This is a genomic window from Luteibacter sp. dw_328, assembly GCF_018449605.1.
GTDB lineage: Bacteria > Pseudomonadota > Gammaproteobacteria > Xanthomonadales > Rhodanobacteraceae > Luteibacter.
The window spans coordinates 341,019-357,442 of sequence record NZ_JAAVUW010000002.1 but is presented as its reverse complement, the minus strand read 5'-3'; the positions used below and the strand labels follow the sequence as shown (position 1 = coordinate 357,442).

Here is a 16,424-nt window from a genome sequence, read left to right as displayed (position 1 = left end):
CGGCTAAGTGGTTACAAATGAAACGGTTACCACCGCAACAGCTATGCTGCAGTGCGGTGACCCCCGACTTTAACCGTGCTTCGCCGCAAAGTCCCGCATGAAGTTCACGAGCACGTCCACGGCTTCTTGCGGAACCGCGTTGTACAGCGATGCACGCATGCCGCCGACGGCCTTGTGGCCCTTCAGCGCAAGCAGACCCGCGGCTTCGGATTCGGCGAGAAAAACCGCATCCAGCGCGCTGTCGTGCAAAGTGAATGGCACGTTCATTCGTGAACGTGCATCGACCGCGACAGGACTGCGATAGAAACCGCCGGAGGCCTCGAAGGCGTCGTACAGGGTCTTCGCCTTGCGTGCGTTGCGCTCTCCCATCGCGGCGAGGCCGCCCTGCGCTTCGAGCCATTCGAAGGTGAGACCGGCCAGATACCAGCCCCACGTATTGGGCGTGTTGAGCATGGAATCGTTGGCGGCGTGCTCGGCGTAGCTGAAGATCTTCGCCATCGGCCGTCCCGTACGCGCCAGCAGGTCGTCGCGAATAATCATGACCACCAGGCCGGACGGCCCGATGTTTTTCTGCGCGCCCGCATAGATCAGCCCGAACTTCGAGACATCGACCGGCTCACTCAGGATGTTCGACGACATGTCGGCGACAAGCGGAACGTCACCTACGTCCGGCACGGCGTGGAATTCCACGCCGTGGATCGTTTCGTTCGGCGTGTAATGCACGTACGAGGCGCGGGGATTGAGGCCCCAGCGCTCGCGCGGCGGCAAGTCGAGGTAATGCACCTCCTCCGACGTACCCGCCACGCGGGCGTCGATGTAAGGCGCCGCTTCGCGCACGGCTTTCTCGCCCCAGTGCCCGGTGACGATGTAATCGGCGGTGTCGCCATCGGCGGCGAGGTTCATCGGGATCTGGGCGAAATGCTGCGTGGCCCCACCCTGCAGGAACAACACCTTGTAGCCCGCAGGCACGGCGAGCAGCCGGCGCAGACGCTCTTCCGCGGTGGCGGCCAGCTGCATGAAGGCCTTGCCACGATGGGACAGCTCCATGACCGAGGCGCCCGATCCGTTCCAGTCGAGCATTTCGGCCTGCGCGCGCGTCAACACCGCTTCGGGTAGCGCCGCCGGTCCGGCGCTGAAATTCCAGGCTCTGCTCACTTGGTCTCGTCCACGGGGAAGGTCCCCGCATTATGCCGCTCAAAAATGGACGAACAGCACCATGGCGATGCCCAAAGCGAGGACGGCAGCCGTCAGGATGAGCCACCACACCTCGCCACGCGGGCCGGCGACGTCCTCGGGAAGCGCCTCATCCGGCTCGGGCTCAGGCATGACGATGATCGGCTCGGCAGACCAGCCCGGCCCGTCGAGAACGAAGCGATGCGCGGCCAGGCCGATCTGATCGCCGGGCTGCAACGAAGCACGCACCACTTTCACGCCATTGACGCGCACGGCATGGCGGGCGGGCACGCGGGCACCATCGAGGATCAGCTCGCCATCCTCCCAGGCCAACACGAGCAGCGCGGCATCGTCGCCGGGTAATTCCAGGGGCAGCGCGCCATGCGTGGCGCCGAGTTCAAGGCGGTCACCCACCGGAATGGTGCGTCCGGACAGCGGTCCGGCCACCGGGCGCAGGGCCACCGTGCAGCGGGCATCGGTCGGTTCGGCTACCTCGCGTGCGTCGAGATCCGCGTCGTCACGGACGAGCATGCGGCAGTCGCCCAGCGAAAGGCTGTCGCCCGCCCGCAGGAGGGCGCGCTCACGCACGGGACGCGCATTGACATAGACCCGGCCGGCATCGGGCACGACATCCAGTACCAGGCCGCGACGGTCGCGGTGGATACGGACATGGTTGGCGGCTACCTGGCTCTCGGAGACGACGAGGTCGTTGTCGTCGGCGCGACCGATCGTGAGGACGGGCCGTGACCAGTGGAAATCACCGCGAGCCGAGCTGACGAATTCGATGCGCATGGAGGAACCGGGACGTTGACGAAGCGACTTTAGCAGAGTGCGGTATCTGTTTGAACGCAAAGGTGTCGACGTCACGTGACGCAAGGGCCTGATAAACTCCGGCGCTTTCCAATGGACGAGGACGCCTCATGGCGAAGATCGATATCCGCCGCCCGCACGGCAAGACCGTGGCCGAGGCGCGCGCCGTGGTCGAACGTGTAGCCGATCGCATGCGTGAGAAGTTCGGCACCGAGGGCGCCTGGGATGGCGACACCCTCACCTTCCAGCGTTCGGGCGTCAAAGGCGCCATCGCCGTTTCCCCCAGCGATGTGCACGTGACCGCTGAGCTGGGCATGCTCCTGTCGCCGCTGAAGGGCGCGATCGAAGAAGAGATCCGCAAGAAGCTCGACGAACAGTTCGCCTGACGCCCCCGGCTGGCTCGCAAGGGCCAGCTGTGGCATACTAATGGACTTATGCGGCCATTCCGGCCGTTCATCCGACCCGGAACACATGGCAAAAGACGACGTCATCGAAATGGAAGGCACGGTCCAGGAGACCTTGCCCAACACCATGTTCCGCGTGCAGCTCGAGAACGGGCATGTCATTACTGCCCACATCTCCGGCCGCATGCGTAAGCATTACATCCGCATCCTGACGGGCGATAAGGTGAAGGTCGAAATGACCCCCTACGACCTGACCAAGGGTCGCATCACCTACCGCATGAAATAAGCGACGTTGATGCGATAACGAGAAAGGCCGCGCAGTGCGCGGCCTTTTTTCGTGCCTTCTGTAGGAGCCGATTCATCGGCGATCCCTAACTGTGTCGCGAGCACCCATCGCCGATAAATCGGCTCCTACCAAGCTACCCCTGTAGGAGCCGCTTCAGCGGCGATGCCCTTTAGGGCACCGCCACTTAAGATCCTGACGGACCTTATGCCGTCACATGCGCCGGCTCCGCCGACTCCGTCTCCACATGCAGCTCGTCGCCTTCGACCGACAAGGTGACCTTGCCACCCTCGGCCAGCTTGCCGAACAGCAACTCGTCCGCCAGTGCACGCTTGACCTTGTCCTGGATCACGCGGGCCATCGGGCGAGCACCCATCTGCGGATCGAAGCCGTGCTCGGCCAACCAGCGACGAGCCTCCGGCGTCACATCCACACTGACCTTCTTCTCGGTCAACTGGGCTTCCAGCTCGATCAGGAACTTGTCCACCACGCGCAGGATGTGGTCGAAGTCCAGGGCGTTGAACTGGATGATCGCGTCGAGACGGTTGCGGAACTCCGGCGTGAACATGCGACGCAGGGTCTCCATGGCATCCGGGGCGTGGTTCTGCTTCATGAAGCCGATGCCGCGACGCGAAGCCAGCTGGGCGCCGGCGTTCGTGGTCATGACGATCACGACGTTCTTGAAGTTGGCCTCGCGACCATTGGTATCCGTCAGCACACCGCGATCCATGACCTGGAGCAGGATGTTGTAGACGTCCGGATGGGCCTTCTCGATTTCGTCCAGCAACAGCACGCAATGCGGATGCTTGGTGATCTGCTCGGTGAGCAGGCCACCCTGGTCGAAGCCGACATAACCCGGAGGCGCACCGACCAGGCGCGAGACCGAATGCGCTTCCATGTACTCGGACATGTCGAAGCGGACCATCTCGATACCTAGCTGCATGGCGAGCTGCTTGGTCACTTCCGTCTTGCCGACGCCCGTGGGGCCGGCGAGCAGGAAGCTACCGATCGGCTTGGACGGATCGCCCAGGCCGGAACGGGCCATCTTGATCGACGAAGCCAGGGCCTCGATCGCGGCGTCCTGACCGAACACGACCATCTTCAGGTTGCGCTCGAGGTTACGCAGCACGTCGCGATCCGACGCCGAGACCTGCTTGGCCGGGATACGCGCCATCTTGGCCACGATGTATTCGATCTCGGCGACGTCCACTTTGCCCGTGCGCTGATCTTCCGGCAGCAGGCGCTGGCGGGCACCGGCTTCATCGATGATGTCGATGGCCTTGTCCGGCAGCAGGCGGTCGGGGATGTGCTTGACCGAGAGGTCCACCGCGGCGCGCAGCGCCTCACCCGTGTATTCCACGGAGTGGTGTTCCTCGAAGCGGCTCTTCAGGCCCTTCAGGATTTCGATGGAATCGGCCACGGTGGGCTCGACGACGTCGATCTTCTGGAAGCGACGAGCCAGCGCGCGATCCTTCTCGAACACGCCACGGAATTCCTGGAACGTGGTCGAACCGATGCAACGCAGCTCACCCGAAGCCAGCATCGGCTTGATCAGGTTGGAGGCGTCCATGGTGCCGCCGGACGCGGAGCCCGCACCGATGATGGTATGAATCTCATCGATGAACAGGATCGTGTTGGGCTGCTTCTTGAGCTGGGCGATGACTGCCTTCAGGCGCTTCTCGAAATCGCCGCGGTACTTGGTACCGGCGACCAGGGCGCCCAGATCCAGCGACCAGATCGTGCAGTCTTCCAGCACTTCCGGGACCTGACCCTCGACAATGCGCTTGGCCAGACCTTCGGCCAGGGCGGTCTTGCCCACGCCGGCTTCGCCGACATAGAGCGGGTTGTTCTTGCGCCGGCGGCAGAGCACCTGGATGGTCCGCTCGACTTCGTCCTCGCGGCCGATGAGCGGGTCGATCTTGCCCTGGATGGCAAGCTCGTTCAGGTTGCTGGCGTATTCGCTGAGGGGGTTGCCCTTGCTCTCGCCGCCGTCCTCGCCATCCCGCTCGGGATTGGACGACTGGGCTGCCGACTCGTCGCCGATCTTGGCGATGCCGTGCGAGATGTAATTAACCACGTCCAGGCGGGTGATTTCCTGCTGATGCAGGAAATAGACCGCATGGGAGTCCTTTTCGCCGAAGATAGCGACCAGCACGTTGGCGCCGGTGACTTCCTTACGGCCCGAGGACTGCACATGGTAGACGGCGCGCTGCAGCACCCGCTGGAAGCCCAGCGTGGGCTGCGTATCGCGCTCGTCCCCGGCCGGAAGCACCGGCACGGTCTCGGCGATGATCCGCTGGAGATCGGCCGCGAGGCGCGGCAGATCGACGCCGCAGGCCCGCAGGGCGGCCAGGGCGGAGGTGTTTTCAGTCAGGGCGAGCAGCAGGTGCTCGACCGTCATGAATTCGTGGCGTTGTTCCCGGGCCTGCTTGTAGCAGTGCCCGATGGTGACTTCGAGATCCTTGCTGAACATACGGACCGTCTCCGATAGCTGTGGGCGGCGGGGACCAGCCCCTGTCAATGCCGCATGAACACCAAATGGGGCATCGCCTACATCTTTTCCATAGTGCACAACAGCGGGTGCTGGTGAGACCGTGAGTATTCGTTGACCTGTGTCACCTTCGTTTCTGCCACCTCGCGGGTGAAGACCCCGCACACGCCCTTGCCCCGGGTGTGTACGTGGAGCATCACCTGGACCGCGCGTTCCTGGTCCATGCCAAAAAAGCTACGCAATACCTCGATCACGAAATCCATCGGGGTGAAGTCGTCGTTTAGCAAAACGACCTGGAAGAGCGGCGGCCGCGCCGTCTCCGGACGCGTTGTTTCGATGGCGAGGCCGTGGCCCCGGTCGCTTTCCTGATCGTGTTCGTGTTCCTGGGACATTAATTAAGAACCTTCGGTACGCGATTCGATTATATACACCGGTTTCCCGACCGCTTCGGGGTCGACATCCACAGGTAATGGCACAATATGCCTTTTACCAGAGCCCCTCCCCCCCCATTAAGCCGATGCCATCCTCACTTTCCCAGGCCGAAAACGTTTGGTGCCCCCGTGTCACGGTGGCTTGCGTGGTCGCGCGCGGCGATCGCTTCCTCATCGTCGAGGAGGAGATTTTCGGCGAGCTCGCCTACAACCAGCCCGCCGGCCACCTCGATCCGAACGAAACGATCCAGGCCGCCGCAGTTCGCGAAACCCTCGAGGAAACCGGCTACACCATCGTCCTCGACGCCTTTCTTGGGGTCTGGCAGTGGATCAGTCACGAACACGGCGAGCAGGTGCTGCGCTTCAGCTTTGCCGGCCATGTGGTCGCCCATGACCCGGATCGCACGCTCGACGAAGGCATCCGCCGCGCCCTGTGGCTGCGCCGGGACGAGATCGAGGCCCTGGGCTCGCGCCTGCGCAGCCCGCTGATCCTGCCCACCCTCGATGCCTGGCTGGACGGCCGGCGCCTGCCGCTGGATACAGTGGACAGCCTGCTGCCCCAGGCGACGCCGTGAAGGTCATCCTCGGCGTCTCCGGCGGCGTGGACTCCTCGGTCGCGGCCCTCCTGCTCCAGCAGGCCGGGCACGAGGTCGAGGGCATGTTCATGCAGAACTGGGAGGAAGACGACCGTTCTGGCCCCTGTACCACCGACGACGACCGCAAGGACGCCGTGGCCGTGTGTGGCCGGCTGGGCATTCCGTTCCACGCGCGCAACTTCGCCGGCGAGTACTGGGACGGCGTCTTCGCCTACTTCCTGGCCGAGTACGCGGCGGGCCGGACGCCCAACCCAGACGTGCTCTGTAACCGCGAAATCAAGTTCAAGACCTTCCTCGAGCACGCACAGGCCCTGGGCGCGGAAAAGATCGCGACCGGTCACTACGCGCGCGTCGACTTGCACGAGGGCCGCTACCGCCTGCTGCGCGCGGTCGACGCCGCCAAGGACCAGAGCTACTTCCTCCATGCGCTGGGCCAGAAGCAGCTGGCCGCCACCCTGTTTCCGGTCGGCGAGATCGAGAAGCCGCTGGTTCGCGAACTGGCCCGCGAAGCGCACCTGCCCACGCATGCCAAAAAGGACTCCACGGGCATCTGCTTCATCGGCGAGCGCGACTTCCGCGCGTTCCTGGCCCAATACCTCCCGGCCAGGCCCGGCCCGATGGTCGACCCCGACGGCCGTGTCATCGGCGAGCACCAGGGCGTCATGTATTACACGCTTGGCCAGCGCAACGGCCTGGGCATCGGCGGTCGCGCCGATGCGCCGAACGAGCCCTGGTATGTGGTCGGCAAGGATGTCGGGACAAACACACTGATCGTGGCCCAGGGCGGCGAGAACCGCTGGCTGCAGTCCTCGCGGCTCACCGCCACCGATATCACCTGGGTGGCCGGCGAACCACCCGCGAACGGCGCCGAGCCCTCGGGCCCCGGTTTCCGCTGCACCGCCAAGACCCGTTACCGCCAGGCCGACCAGGCGTGCACCGTCGAACTGCGTGGCGACACGCTGCACGTCGTTTTTGACGAGCCGCAACGCGCCGTCACCCCCGGCCAGTCCGTGGTCCTCTACGACGGTGAGGTCTGCCTCGGCGGCGCGGTCATCGCGGCCACCGATGCCCCCTACGGCGGCCTGAGCCCATGACGCACCGCACTGCTCTTGTAGGAGCCGCTTCAGCGGCGACGCTCTCTGTGGGAGCCGCTTCAGCGGCGATGGCGGTTGCGGCGTCTCCGCTCCGTTGGCTTTTCGCCGCTGAAGCGGCCCCCACATGGCCTGATTCGCCGATGACTCGGCTCCTACAGAAGAACCCCCACTCCTTTTCTGAGCTTTATTCATGAACGAAGAACGCGTCCTCGCTCTCGCTGGGGTTTTCCAGGGCGCTGCCCTGGCCCAGCAGATGGCCACCGACGGCCGCTGCGACGAGGTGGCGTTCGAGGCCAGCCTCGCCAGCGTCTTTCGCATCGATGCCGACTCGGTTGCTTCGGTCTATGGCGGTGTGAGCGGCGTGCGCCGTGGCCTGCGCACCCTGGTCGCGCAGTTCGAGGACGAAACGCGCGACGTCGCCGTCATGCGCATGGCGATCACCGTGCTTCGCCTCGAGCGCTCACTGTCGCGCAACCGTCCCATGCTCGACCGTCTGCGCGAGGGCGTCATCGCCACGCAGCGCCAGGTCGAGCACTTCGGCATCAACCATGCGAACGTCACCGCGCGGCTGGCCGAGGTCTACGCCTCGACCTTGTCGACGCTTAAGCCGCGCGTGATGGTCACCGGCAACCCGACGCACCTGCAGCAGAAAGCCAACGTGGATCGCGTGCGCTCCGCCCTGCTCGCCGCCGCACGCTCGGCGGTGCTCTGGCACCAGTTGGGTGGGCGGCAGTGGCACCTGCTCATCTATCGAAAGCAGTGCGCAATGCTCGCGCGGGGACTGCTGACCGGGTCGACGCTCGAGGGCGGCGGCTGAGGTCACGCTGCAACACCCTGCTTGGTAGGAGCCGATTCATCGGCGATAACCAGGTCGCCGCAGAACCGCATCGCCGATGAATCGGCTCCTACCGAGCAGGGTGCGGTTGCCGGACAGCGAGCGATTACCGAGCCGCGTGCAACGGTTACGGCGCGGCCGCATCCAGCCCTGGAATCGTCCCGGCCAGCTCCCGCAACAAATCGCCAAACCGCGCCAGATCGTCCCGCCACGGCGTAGCGCTTCGCCAGTAGAGCGCGATATGGCGCCCCGGCCGCGCCCCCTGCACCGCCGCCAGCACGACATTGGGGATCGAACCCAACCGATCGTGGGCGAGGATCGGAACCAGTGTGTAGCCCCCACGCAGGGCCACCAGCGTCGCCAGGCTCTCGATGCTCAGGTCCTGGATGCGCTCCGGCCGCGCCGCGCCCGGCATGCCGAGGTCCGACACGCCGTTGCCGTGACTTTCCGCCATCAGCGTCGCGTCCGCGGCATCCAGTTCGGTGAGCGCGATGGCGCTGCGGCCGGCCAGGGCATGGCCCGCCTGCAACAGCAATTCATAGGGTTCGAAGAAGAGCGCCGTCGACTCCAGGCCGGTGATCGTGGCGCTGGGCGGCGCCAGCACGGCGTCCAGCTCACCTTCGTGAAGACGCCGAAGCAGACCTCGCGGCTTGCCCTCGGAGATGGTCAGCCGGGCGCCGGGGAAACGCAGGGGAAAGGGCTCGATGAAATGGGGAAGCAGGTACGGCCCGAGCGTTGATGGCACGCCCAGACGGAGTTCGCTGCCGAAAGCGACGTCGCCAGCCCGGGCCGCGTGCTCCAGATGCTCGGCCGCGCTCAGTACCGACTCGATATAACCGAGCAATCGCTGGCCGCTGGTGGTGGGCACGACGCGTCGACCGCCGCGCTCGAACAGCGGCATACCCAGCGCCTGCTCCACCTTCTGCACCTGGTGCGAGAGGCCGGATGGACTGATGTACATGGCGCGAGCCGCGCTGTTGAAGCTGCCCTCGCGGGCCACCGCCTGGACCAGGGCGAGGTCGCGCAGGGACACCGATGACAGGGCCATCGAAATCATCGAACGCTGCGTGCCATCAAATACGTTTGCGCCCATCGTCCGCCCGCTCCATCCTTTCGCCGCCGAATTCGCGCGGCATGCTGCGCCACGAACCCGCCATTCTAGCCGGTCACCGGTCTCACGGCGGTCGCACGCAAGGCCCAGACTGCGCGATAATCGACGCTTTGGCGTCCCCACAAGGGGCGTCAGGCCTCCCCAGCTTAAGAACACGCCAGGAGTACAGCATGAAAGACTCGTTCTCAGTCCGAGACAGCATCGAAGTCAACGGCAAGCGCCACACCATCGCCAGCCTGGCCAAGTTCGGCGAAAAGTTCGACATCAAGCGCCTGCCCTACTCGATGAAGATCCTGCTGGAGAACCTTCTCCGCCAGGAAGACGGCCTGAACGTCACCTCGAAGGAAATCGAGGCGGTGGCCAAGTGGGATTCCAAGGCCGAGCCGGAGATCGAAATCTCCTTCATGCCCGCCCGCGTGGTCCTGCAGGACTTCACCGGCGTGCCCTGCGTGGTCGACCTGGCCGCCATGCGCGATGCCGTCGCCAAGCTCGGCGGCGACCCGAACAAGATCAACCCCCTGGCGCCGGCCGAACTGGTCATCGACCACTCGGTGCAGGTCGACGCGTTCGGTTCGGAAGGTGCGCTGGAACAGAACGTCGAGATCGAGTTCGAGCGTAACCAGGAGCGTTACTCGTTCCTGCGCTGGGGCCAGAAGGCGTTCAACAACTTCAAGGTCGTGCCGCCGCGTACGGGCATCGTCCATCAGGTGAACCTGGAGAACCTCGCCCGCGTCGTCTTCACCGCCGACGTCGACGGTGAGTCCTTCGCCTATCCGGATACCGTGTTCGGTACCGATTCGCACACCACCATGATCAACGGCCTGGGCGTGCTCGGCTGGGGCGTGGGTGGTATCGAAGCCGAAGCCGCCATGCTCGGCCAGCCGTCGTCCATGCTGATCCCGCAGGTCGTCGGCTTCCGCCTCACCGGCAAGCTCAGCGAAGGCGTGACCGCGACCGACCTGGTCCTGACCGTCACCCAGATGCTGCGCAAGCTCGGCGTGGTCGGCAAGTTCGTCGAGTTCTTCGGCGAAGGCCTGCCGAACCTGCCGCTCGCCGACCGCGCGACCATCGCCAACATGGCTCCGGAATACGGCGCCACCTGCGGCATCTTCCCGATCGACCAGGAGTCGCTGAACTACATGCGCCTGTCGGGTCGCGACGAGGCGCTGATTTCCCTCGTCGAAACCTACGCCAAGGCCCAGGGCCTGTGGTACGACAAGGACACGCCGGACGCCGAGTTCACCACCACGCTCGAGCTCAACCTCGCCGACGTCCGTCCGTCCATGGCCGGCCCGAAGCGTCCGCAGGATCGCGTCCTTCTCGAAGGCGTGCAGGAAAGCTTCCTCGATGCCGTCGGCCCGCTCACGGCCAACCGCAAGCGCAAGAACGGCGACGACGTGGACAGCTTCAGCAATGAAGGTGGCGCCACGGCCGTCGGCAACCCGGCCAACACCGTCAGCAAGAGCGAAGGCGTGCTGGTCGAGAAGGACGGCAAGCAGTTCCACATCAACGACGGCTCGGTCGTGATCGCCGCGATCACCTCGTGCACCAACACCTCCAACCCGGCCGTCATGCTCGCCGCCGGCCTGGTGGCGAAGAAGGCCGCCGCGCGTGGCCTCACCTCCAAGCCGTGGGTGAAGCCCTCGCTCGGACCAGGCTCGCTGGTCGTTACCGAATACCTGAAGAAGACCGGCCTGCTCGAAGAGCTCGAGAAGGTGAACTTCTTCGTGGTCGGCTACGGCTGCACCACCTGCATCGGCAACTCCGGTCCGCTGCCCGCTGAAATCAGCAAGGGCATCGCCGAGGGTGACCTCGCGGTGGCGTCGGTGCTCTCGGGCAACCGCAACTTCGAAGGCCGCGTGCATCCCGAAGTGAAGATGAACTACCTGGCGTCGCCGCCGCTGGTCGTCGCTTACGCGCTGGCCGGTACGCTCGACATCGACCTGACCAAGGATCCGATCGCCAACGGCAGCGATGGCCAGCCGGTGTACCTCAAGGACATCTGGCCGACCAACAAGGAAGTCTCCGATGCGATCGCCGGTGCGATCAACCCGCAGATGTTCAAGGACAGCTACGCCGACGTGTTCAAGGGCGACAGCCGCTGGAACGCCATTGCGTCGCCGGATGGCCAGACCTACGCCTGGGACGACTCGACGTACATCAAGAACCCGCCCTACTTCGACAACATGACGGCCGAAGCCGGCACCATCGAAGACATCCACGGCGCGCGCGCCATGGGCATCTTCGGTGACTCGATCACCACCGACCACATCTCGCCGGCCGGTTCGATCAAGAAGGACTCCCCGGCGGGTCGCTTCCTGATGTCGAAGGGCGTCGAGCCGAAGGACTTCAACTCCTACGGTTCGCGTCGCGGCAACGACGACGTCATGGTCCGCGGCACGTTCGCCAACATCCGCATCAAGAACCTGATGCTCGATGGCGTCGAGGGTGGCTTCACCAAGTACATCCCGACCGGCGAAGAACTGGCGATCTACGACGCGGCCATGAAGTACAAGGCCGACGGCACGCCGCTGGTGGTCCTCGCCGGCAAGGAATACGGCACCGGCTCGTCGCGTGACTGGGCGGCCAAGGGCACCCTGCTGCTCGGCGTCAAGGCGGTCATCACCGAGAGCTTCGAGCGCATCCATCGCTCGAACCTGGTCGGCATGGGCGTGCTGCCCTGCCAGTTCCAGGAAGGCGAGAACGCGCAGACGCTCGGCCTGAAGGGCGACGAAGTGTTCGACATCACCGGCCTCAACGGCGGCGAGTCGAAGACGGCGAGGGTCAAGGCCACGCGTCCGGACGGTTCGGTCAAGGAATTCACCGTGAAGGTGCTCCTGCTGACCCCGAAGGAGCGCGAGTTCTTCCGCCACGGCGGCATCCTGCAGTACGTGCTTCGCCAGCTGGCGAAGGCGGCTTAAGCAGCCCCTGAAAGCGCCCCGGTGAAAGCCGGGGCGTTTTTTTGTGTGGGAACCGCTTCAGCGGCGATGGTTCTTGCGGCAACCTGGTTATCGCCGCTGAAGCGGTTCCCACACAAAGCGGCGCTTCTACAAGGCTTTTTTCCAGCTGGCGGTAAAGCACCGCCACGTACCACTGTCTTTCCGCCAACCCGTTTCCACCTGGTACGCCCCGGCGTTGTCCGGTAGCACGCCGGCGCCCGCTGTGAGCGTCACAGTAAACGTCGCGACGATACGCTCGCCACGCGGCTCGATCGTCATCGGACCCATCAAAACGTGGATCGACTGCCCACGTAATGCATAAACACGCACCAGATTGGCGAGCGACCGCTTGTCTAACTGCCCCGTGTTGCCATCGAAGTCGTCCGTGAGGACTTCCGTAGTGTCGCCGGCCTTCCCCGCCTCGGCCCCCGCGACCGTCGCGGCAATGGCCTTGCGCACCTGTTCCTCGTCCGGCGTGTGCCGGCAACCGGCCAGCGCTGCCAGCAGCAGAAATGCCAGTGCTATCCAGGCTTTCGACATCGTGTTATCCCTCATGCAGTCTCGTTGCGTTGCGGCTTGCTGCTATACGCGCGCGTATGCTCCAATGCCGCGATCGTACGACAGGCCGCCGTACGACTGCCCTTTGAAGGAGTTCGTCCGATCCATGAGCATTGAGCGTCCGTGGCTTGACCACTATCCGGCCGGCATTCCCGCCGACATCGACGTCAACGCGTACCGCTCCGTGGCGGCCGTCTTCGAAGAGTCCTTTCAGAAATTTCGTGACCGCCCTGCCTACAAGAACTTCGGCAAGGTACTCACCTATGGGCAGATCGACGAACTGTCGGCGGCCTTTGCCGGCTACCTGTCTGGCGAACTCGGGCTGAAGAAGGGTGATCGCCTCGCGATCATGCTGCCGAACCTGTTGCAGTATCCGATCGTGCTGTTCGGCGCCCTGCGCCTCGGCCTGACGGTAGTCAACACCAATCCGCTTTACACCACGCGCGAATTGCATCACCAACTGGAAGATTCCGGCGCGAAGGTGCTCGTTGTCCTGGACAACTTCGCCGCCACCGCCGAGCAGGCGCTGGACGGCACCCAGGTCAAGAACGTCATCACCACCGGTGTCGGCGACATGATCGGGTTCCCCAAGGGGAACATCATCAACTTCGTCGTGAAGAGTATTCGCAAGGAAGTACCGGCTTATAAACTGCCGATGGCCGTCCGCTTCAAGGACGCCCTCGCCCGCGGTAAGTCGCACCCGATGCCGAAGACCGACGTCGGCCACGACGATATCGCTTTCCTGCAGTACACCGGCGGCACCACCGGCGTCGCCAAGGGCGCGATGCTCACCCATCGCAACATGGTCGCCAACATGCTCCAGGCCGATGCCTGGATCAGTGGCTCGGCCAAGGAAGGTGAGGAGATCATCGTCACGGCGCTGCCGCTGTACCACATCTTCTCATTGACGGCGAACGGACTGGTCTTCACGCGCATGGGCGCGCTCAACCTGCTCATCACCAACCCGCGCGACATGAAAGGCTTCGTCAAGGAGCTCTCGAAGGAGCGTTTCACCGCCATCACCGGCGTCAACACGCTCTTCAACGGCTTGCTCAATACCCCGGGCTTTGCCGACCTCGATTTCTCCGGCCTGCACCTCTCGCTCGGCGGCGGCATGGCCGTGCAGCGGGCCGTGGCGGAGCGCTGGAAGAAGACCACCGGCGTGACGCTCGCCGAAGCCTACGGCCTCACGGAAACCTCGCCGGCCGCCTGCATCAACCCGCTGGACCTGAAGGAATACAACGGCTCGATCGGCCTGCCCATTCCCTCCACCTATGTGCAGATCTGGACCGACGACGGCCAGGTGCTGCCCGTTGGCGAAGTGGGCGAGCTGTGCATCAAGGGTCCGCAGGTGATGAAGGGCTATTGGAATCGCCCCGATGAAACGGCCAAGGTGCTCGACGCGAACGGCTGGCTGCGTACCGGCGACATCGCCCGCATGGATGCCAACGGTTACATCTACATCGTCGACCGCAAGAAGGACATGATCCTGGTCTCGGGTTTCAACGTGTACCCGAACGAGATCGAAGACATCGTCATGGCGCATCCGGGCGTGGCCGAAGTGGCGGCGGTCGGCGTCGACGACGAGCACTCGGGCGAAGTGGTGAAGATCTTCGTGGTTCGCAAGGATCCGTCGCTCACCGAGGAGGCCCTGCGCGAGTACTGCCGCGAGAACCTCACCGGCTACAAGCGTCCGAAGCAGATCGAGTTCCGCGATGCGTTGCCGAAGACGAACGTCGGCAAGATTCTTCGTCGCGAGCTGCGTGATGAGGATCGGGCCAAACGGAAAGCGGCGCAGGCCTGATTCGAATAAAAACGCCGCCTCGAGCGGGGTTTTTCGTAAGAGCATCGCCAGCGATCAGTCGTCCTTCCACTCTTCGAGCGTATCCGCATACCCGCCCAGCAACTCCCACAACGGCGCCTGCTTATCCTCGGGAATAAGCGTATAAGCCATGCCGATCTGCCGCGCCGACACACGCGCAACCATAGCTTCCATATGAATATGCAGGTCGTGACCGAACACCATGTCGAGAATCCAGGTCTGGCCGGGCTCCCCGCGCCAGCCAAGCGGGCGGCGCAACATGGCCCCTGTCGCCGAGATGTCGACCAGGTCGGTCGGGTGCGCTTCGCCGCCGCGGCTCATCAGAACAGCGGTCTGCACCTTCATCCGCGCGTGGCGATAGCGCATGTTCGAACTATCCTTGTCAGACATCTGCGTACTCATCCATTCCGGTTCCTGCTGCACCTTATACGTCGAGTTCGGCATGACCGCACCCCGCACGACTTACCTTGCGTGTCACAAACGGACACATTAGCGCAGTCGTAGCGTTCGCTCGCAACCATGGGCGTTCACTCGCTCCCGCGCGTCTTCAGTACACCCGCGCGAACCAGGGCACCGGCGCCAAAGCGCTCGTTGATCCGGTCCTGCACGCTATCGGAGCGTTTTTCCGAGACCGTGGCGGCAAACATGTCCTGTTGTTCATCGCCGTACCGGGCATCGAACCCCGAAAGCGTCACGCCGAGCAGTCGGAGCCTCGGTCGCGGGTGCTGATTCCACCACAGGTGAAGCAAGCGACGTGCCACAGCATAGATTTCCGGCGTAGCGTTGCCGGGAACGGGCAACTGTGCCTGCCGGCTATGGGTGACGAAGGGCGGCTCACGCAGCTTCACCGACACCGTACGGGCGTCGACACCACGCGATCGCGCCCTTGCCCCCACCCGTTCGCACTGACGTAACAGCCAGGCCTCCGCGATCGGCAACGCTTCCACGTCGATGTCGAAGGTCCATTCGGAACCGATCGACACCTCGGGAGCATCCGTCACCACCGGCCGCCTGTCCTCGCCCAGACACAACTGACGCAACTGGGCCGCATGGCGCTCGCCGACGGCTTTGTTCAGCCGCCAGGCATCGGCGCGGATCAGGTCGCCGATGGTGCGAATGCCGACCTTGTGCAGGGACTCCTCGGCCACCTTGCCGACGGTCCACATGCGCCCGATCGGCAGGGGATCGAGGTAGCCCTGCACTTCCTCGGGATGGATGTGCAGGAACCCATCCGGCTTGGACAGCTCACTGGCCAGCTTGGCCAACAGCTTGTTGTGCGCCATGCCGACCGAGGCGTTCAGGCCCGTGCGCTCACGGATGGCCTGCTTGACCCGACGGCCAATGGCCTCGATCGAGGCGAACAATCGCAGGCTGGCAGTGACGTCGAGGAAAGCCTCGTCCAGCGAGAGGCCCTCGATCATCGGCGTGACCTCACCGAACACCGAGAAGACGATCTCAGAAATTTCGGCGTAACGGGCGTGACGGGGAAAGATATAGATGCCGTCGGGGCAGCGGCGACGCGCTTCGGAGGTGGGCATGGCCGACCGGACCCCATACGTGCGGGCCACGTAGTTACAGGTAGAAACCACCCCGCGACGCCCCAGGCCGGCCACGATCACCGGCTTGCCGACCAGGCTGGGGTCGTCCAGTTCCTCCACGGACGCATAGAAAGCGTCCATGTCGACATGGATGATCGCGCGGGGGGCCTGCTGCATGAGCGATATTGTGCCGGAACCGTGGGGCACCCGGCAGGCAGCCCGCTGGACTTGGGCGGGCGCAGGCGATACCCTGTCGTCAATCGGGTGAACTTATTCGGGCGTCATGCCCTCACCGGTCCGTGGTTCTGGACCGTGAGCGGACCGCTCCCGACGATCTTT

Annotated in this window: 15 protein-coding genes; 7 read left to right on the top strand and 8 right to left on the bottom strand. The window is 64.4% G+C overall.

Going from position 1 to position 16,424, the window contains the following annotated elements; all coding sequences use genetic code 11:
* Positions 1-69 precede the first annotated feature (69 nt).
* Both serC and HB634_RS06225 read right to left on the bottom strand, forming a co-directional pair.
* On the bottom strand, positions 70-1,155 hold the full coding sequence (gene serC / locus HB634_RS06230) for a 3-phosphoserine/phosphohydroxythreonine transaminase (protein ID WP_213947953.1): 1,086 nt from the start codon (positions 1,153-1,155) through the stop codon (positions 70-72).
* A 39-nt stretch (positions 1,156-1,194) separates the two neighbouring features.
* Complete coding sequence (locus HB634_RS06225) at positions 1,195-1,965, bottom strand: FHA domain-containing protein (protein WP_213947952.1); 771 nt, start codon at positions 1,963-1,965, stop codon at positions 1,195-1,197.
* 128 nt (positions 1,966-2,093) lie between these two features.
* On the opposite strand from HB634_RS06225, the gene HB634_RS06220 reads away from it, so the two are divergent.
* Both HB634_RS06220 and infA read left to right on the top strand, forming a co-directional pair.
* The gene (locus HB634_RS06220) at positions 2,094-2,369 is read left to right on the top strand and encodes a polyhydroxyalkanoic acid system family protein (RefSeq protein ID WP_213947951.1); all 276 of its coding nucleotides are present in this window, start codon (positions 2,094-2,096) and stop codon (positions 2,367-2,369) included.
* 85 nt (positions 2,370-2,454) lie between these two features.
* On the top strand, positions 2,455-2,673 hold the full coding sequence (gene infA / locus HB634_RS06215; RefSeq protein ID WP_019466733.1) for a translation initiation factor IF-1: 219 nt from the start codon (positions 2,455-2,457) through the stop codon (positions 2,671-2,673).
* 202 nt (positions 2,674-2,875) lie between these two features.
* Here infA and clpA read toward each other — a convergent pair whose 3' ends face one another.
* Positions 2,876-5,143, bottom strand: coding sequence for an ATP-dependent Clp protease ATP-binding subunit ClpA (clpA, locus tag HB634_RS06210; RefSeq protein WP_213947950.1), 2,268 nt, complete (start codon positions 5,141-5,143; stop codon positions 2,876-2,878).
* 77 nt (positions 5,144-5,220) lie between these two features.
* Positions 5,221-5,553, bottom strand: a complete 333-nt coding sequence (gene clpS, locus HB634_RS06205) for an ATP-dependent Clp protease adapter ClpS (protein WP_046966087.1) — start codon at positions 5,551-5,553, stop codon at positions 5,221-5,223.
* Positions 5,554-5,678: 125 nt separating this feature from the next.
* On the opposite strand from clpS, the gene HB634_RS06200 reads away from it, so the two are divergent.
* The 3 genes from HB634_RS06200 (at position 5,679) to hflD (ending at position 8,099) form a co-directional block, all read left to right on the top strand.
* Positions 5,679-6,167, top strand: a complete 489-nt coding sequence (locus HB634_RS06200) for an NUDIX hydrolase (RefSeq protein ID WP_213947949.1) — start codon at positions 5,679-5,681, stop codon at positions 6,165-6,167.
* Entirely contained in the window at positions 6,164-7,282 is a 1,119-nt protein-coding gene (gene mnmA, locus HB634_RS06195) for a tRNA 2-thiouridine(34) synthase MnmA (RefSeq protein ID WP_213947948.1), read from the top strand. The genes HB634_RS06200 and mnmA overlap by 4 nt, the downstream gene beginning before the upstream one ends.
* 190 nt (positions 7,283-7,472) lie before the next feature.
* The gene (gene hflD / locus HB634_RS06190) at positions 7,473-8,099 is read left to right on the top strand and encodes a high frequency lysogenization protein HflD (RefSeq protein WP_063571774.1); all 627 of its coding nucleotides are present in this window, start codon (positions 7,473-7,475) and stop codon (positions 8,097-8,099) included.
* Between the two features lie 145 nt (positions 8,100-8,244).
* On the opposite strand, the gene HB634_RS06185 is transcribed toward hflD, so the two are convergent.
* Positions 8,245-9,210, bottom strand: a complete 966-nt coding sequence (locus tag HB634_RS06185; protein WP_255548406.1) for a LysR substrate-binding domain-containing protein — start codon at positions 9,208-9,210, stop codon at positions 8,245-8,247.
* A 188-nt stretch (positions 9,211-9,398) separates the two neighbouring features.
* Between HB634_RS06185 and acnA the strand changes: the two genes are divergently transcribed.
* Positions 9,399-12,149 carry an aconitate hydratase AcnA gene (gene acnA, locus HB634_RS06180; protein ID WP_213947947.1) on the top strand — a complete coding sequence of 917 codons (2,751 nt, stop codon included), beginning with the start codon at positions 9,399-9,401 and terminating at the stop codon, positions 12,147-12,149.
* A gap of 126 nt (positions 12,150-12,275) precedes the next feature.
* On the opposite strand, the gene HB634_RS06175 is transcribed toward acnA, so the two are convergent.
* Entirely contained in the window at positions 12,276-12,707 is a 432-nt protein-coding gene (locus HB634_RS06175; protein ID WP_213947946.1) for a hypothetical protein, read from the bottom strand.
* A 124-nt stretch (positions 12,708-12,831) separates the two neighbouring features.
* On the opposite strand from HB634_RS06175, the gene HB634_RS06170 reads away from it, so the two are divergent.
* Positions 12,832-14,529, top strand: coding sequence for an AMP-binding protein (locus HB634_RS06170; protein WP_063572184.1), 1,698 nt, complete (start codon positions 12,832-12,834; stop codon positions 14,527-14,529).
* Between the two features lie 54 nt (positions 14,530-14,583).
* Here the strand turns inward: HB634_RS06170 and HB634_RS06165 are convergent, their stop codons facing one another.
* The gene (locus tag HB634_RS06165; RefSeq protein WP_255548405.1) at positions 14,584-14,937 is read right to left on the bottom strand and encodes a PilZ domain-containing protein; all 354 of its coding nucleotides are present in this window, start codon (positions 14,935-14,937) and stop codon (positions 14,584-14,586) included.
* A gap of 137 nt (positions 14,938-15,074) precedes the next feature.
* The gene (dinB, locus tag HB634_RS06160; protein WP_213947945.1) at positions 15,075-16,262 is read right to left on the bottom strand and encodes a DNA polymerase IV; all 1,188 of its coding nucleotides are present in this window, start codon (positions 16,260-16,262) and stop codon (positions 15,075-15,077) included.
* Positions 16,263-16,424: the final 162 nt, after the last annotated feature.

Excerpts from the sequence above, each read along its gene's own strand:
- HB634_RS06225 (WP_213947952.1), bottom strand. The coding sequence starts at position 1,965 with ATGCGCATCGAATTCGTCAGCTCGGCTCGCGGTGATTTCCACTGGTCA.
- HB634_RS06220 (WP_213947951.1), top strand. The coding sequence starts at position 2,094 with ATGGCGAAGATCGATATCCGCCGCCCGCACGGCAAGACCGTGGCCGAG.
- infA (WP_019466733.1), top strand. The coding sequence starts at position 2,455 with ATGGCAAAAGACGACGTCATCGAAATGGAAGGCACGGTCCAGGAGACC.
- clpA (WP_213947950.1), bottom strand. The coding sequence starts at position 5,143 with ATGTTCAGCAAGGATCTCGAAGTCACCATCGGGCACTGCTACAAGCAG.
- clpS (WP_046966087.1), bottom strand. The coding sequence starts at position 5,553 with ATGTCCCAGGAACACGAACACGATCAGGAAAGCGACCGGGGCCACGGC.
- HB634_RS06200 (WP_213947949.1), top strand. The coding sequence starts at position 5,679 with ATGCCATCCTCACTTTCCCAGGCCGAAAACGTTTGGTGCCCCCGTGTC.
- hflD (WP_063571774.1), top strand. The coding sequence starts at position 7,473 with ATGAACGAAGAACGCGTCCTCGCTCTCGCTGGGGTTTTCCAGGGCGCT.
- HB634_RS06185 (WP_255548406.1), bottom strand. The coding sequence starts at position 9,210 with ATGGGCGCAAACGTATTTGATGGCACGCAGCGTTCGATGATTTCGATG.
- acnA (WP_213947947.1), top strand. The coding sequence starts at position 9,399 with ATGAAAGACTCGTTCTCAGTCCGAGACAGCATCGAAGTCAACGGCAAG.
- HB634_RS06175 (WP_213947946.1), bottom strand. The coding sequence starts at position 12,707 with ATGTCGAAAGCCTGGATAGCACTGGCATTTCTGCTGCTGGCAGCGCTG.
- HB634_RS06170 (WP_063572184.1), top strand. The coding sequence starts at position 12,832 with ATGAGCATTGAGCGTCCGTGGCTTGACCACTATCCGGCCGGCATTCCC.
- HB634_RS06165 (WP_255548405.1), bottom strand. The coding sequence starts at position 14,937 with ATGTCTGACAAGGATAGTTCGAACATGCGCTATCGCCACGCGCGGATG.
- dinB (WP_213947945.1), bottom strand. The coding sequence starts at position 16,262 with ATGCAGCAGGCCCCCCGCGCGATCATCCATGTCGACATGGACGCTTTC.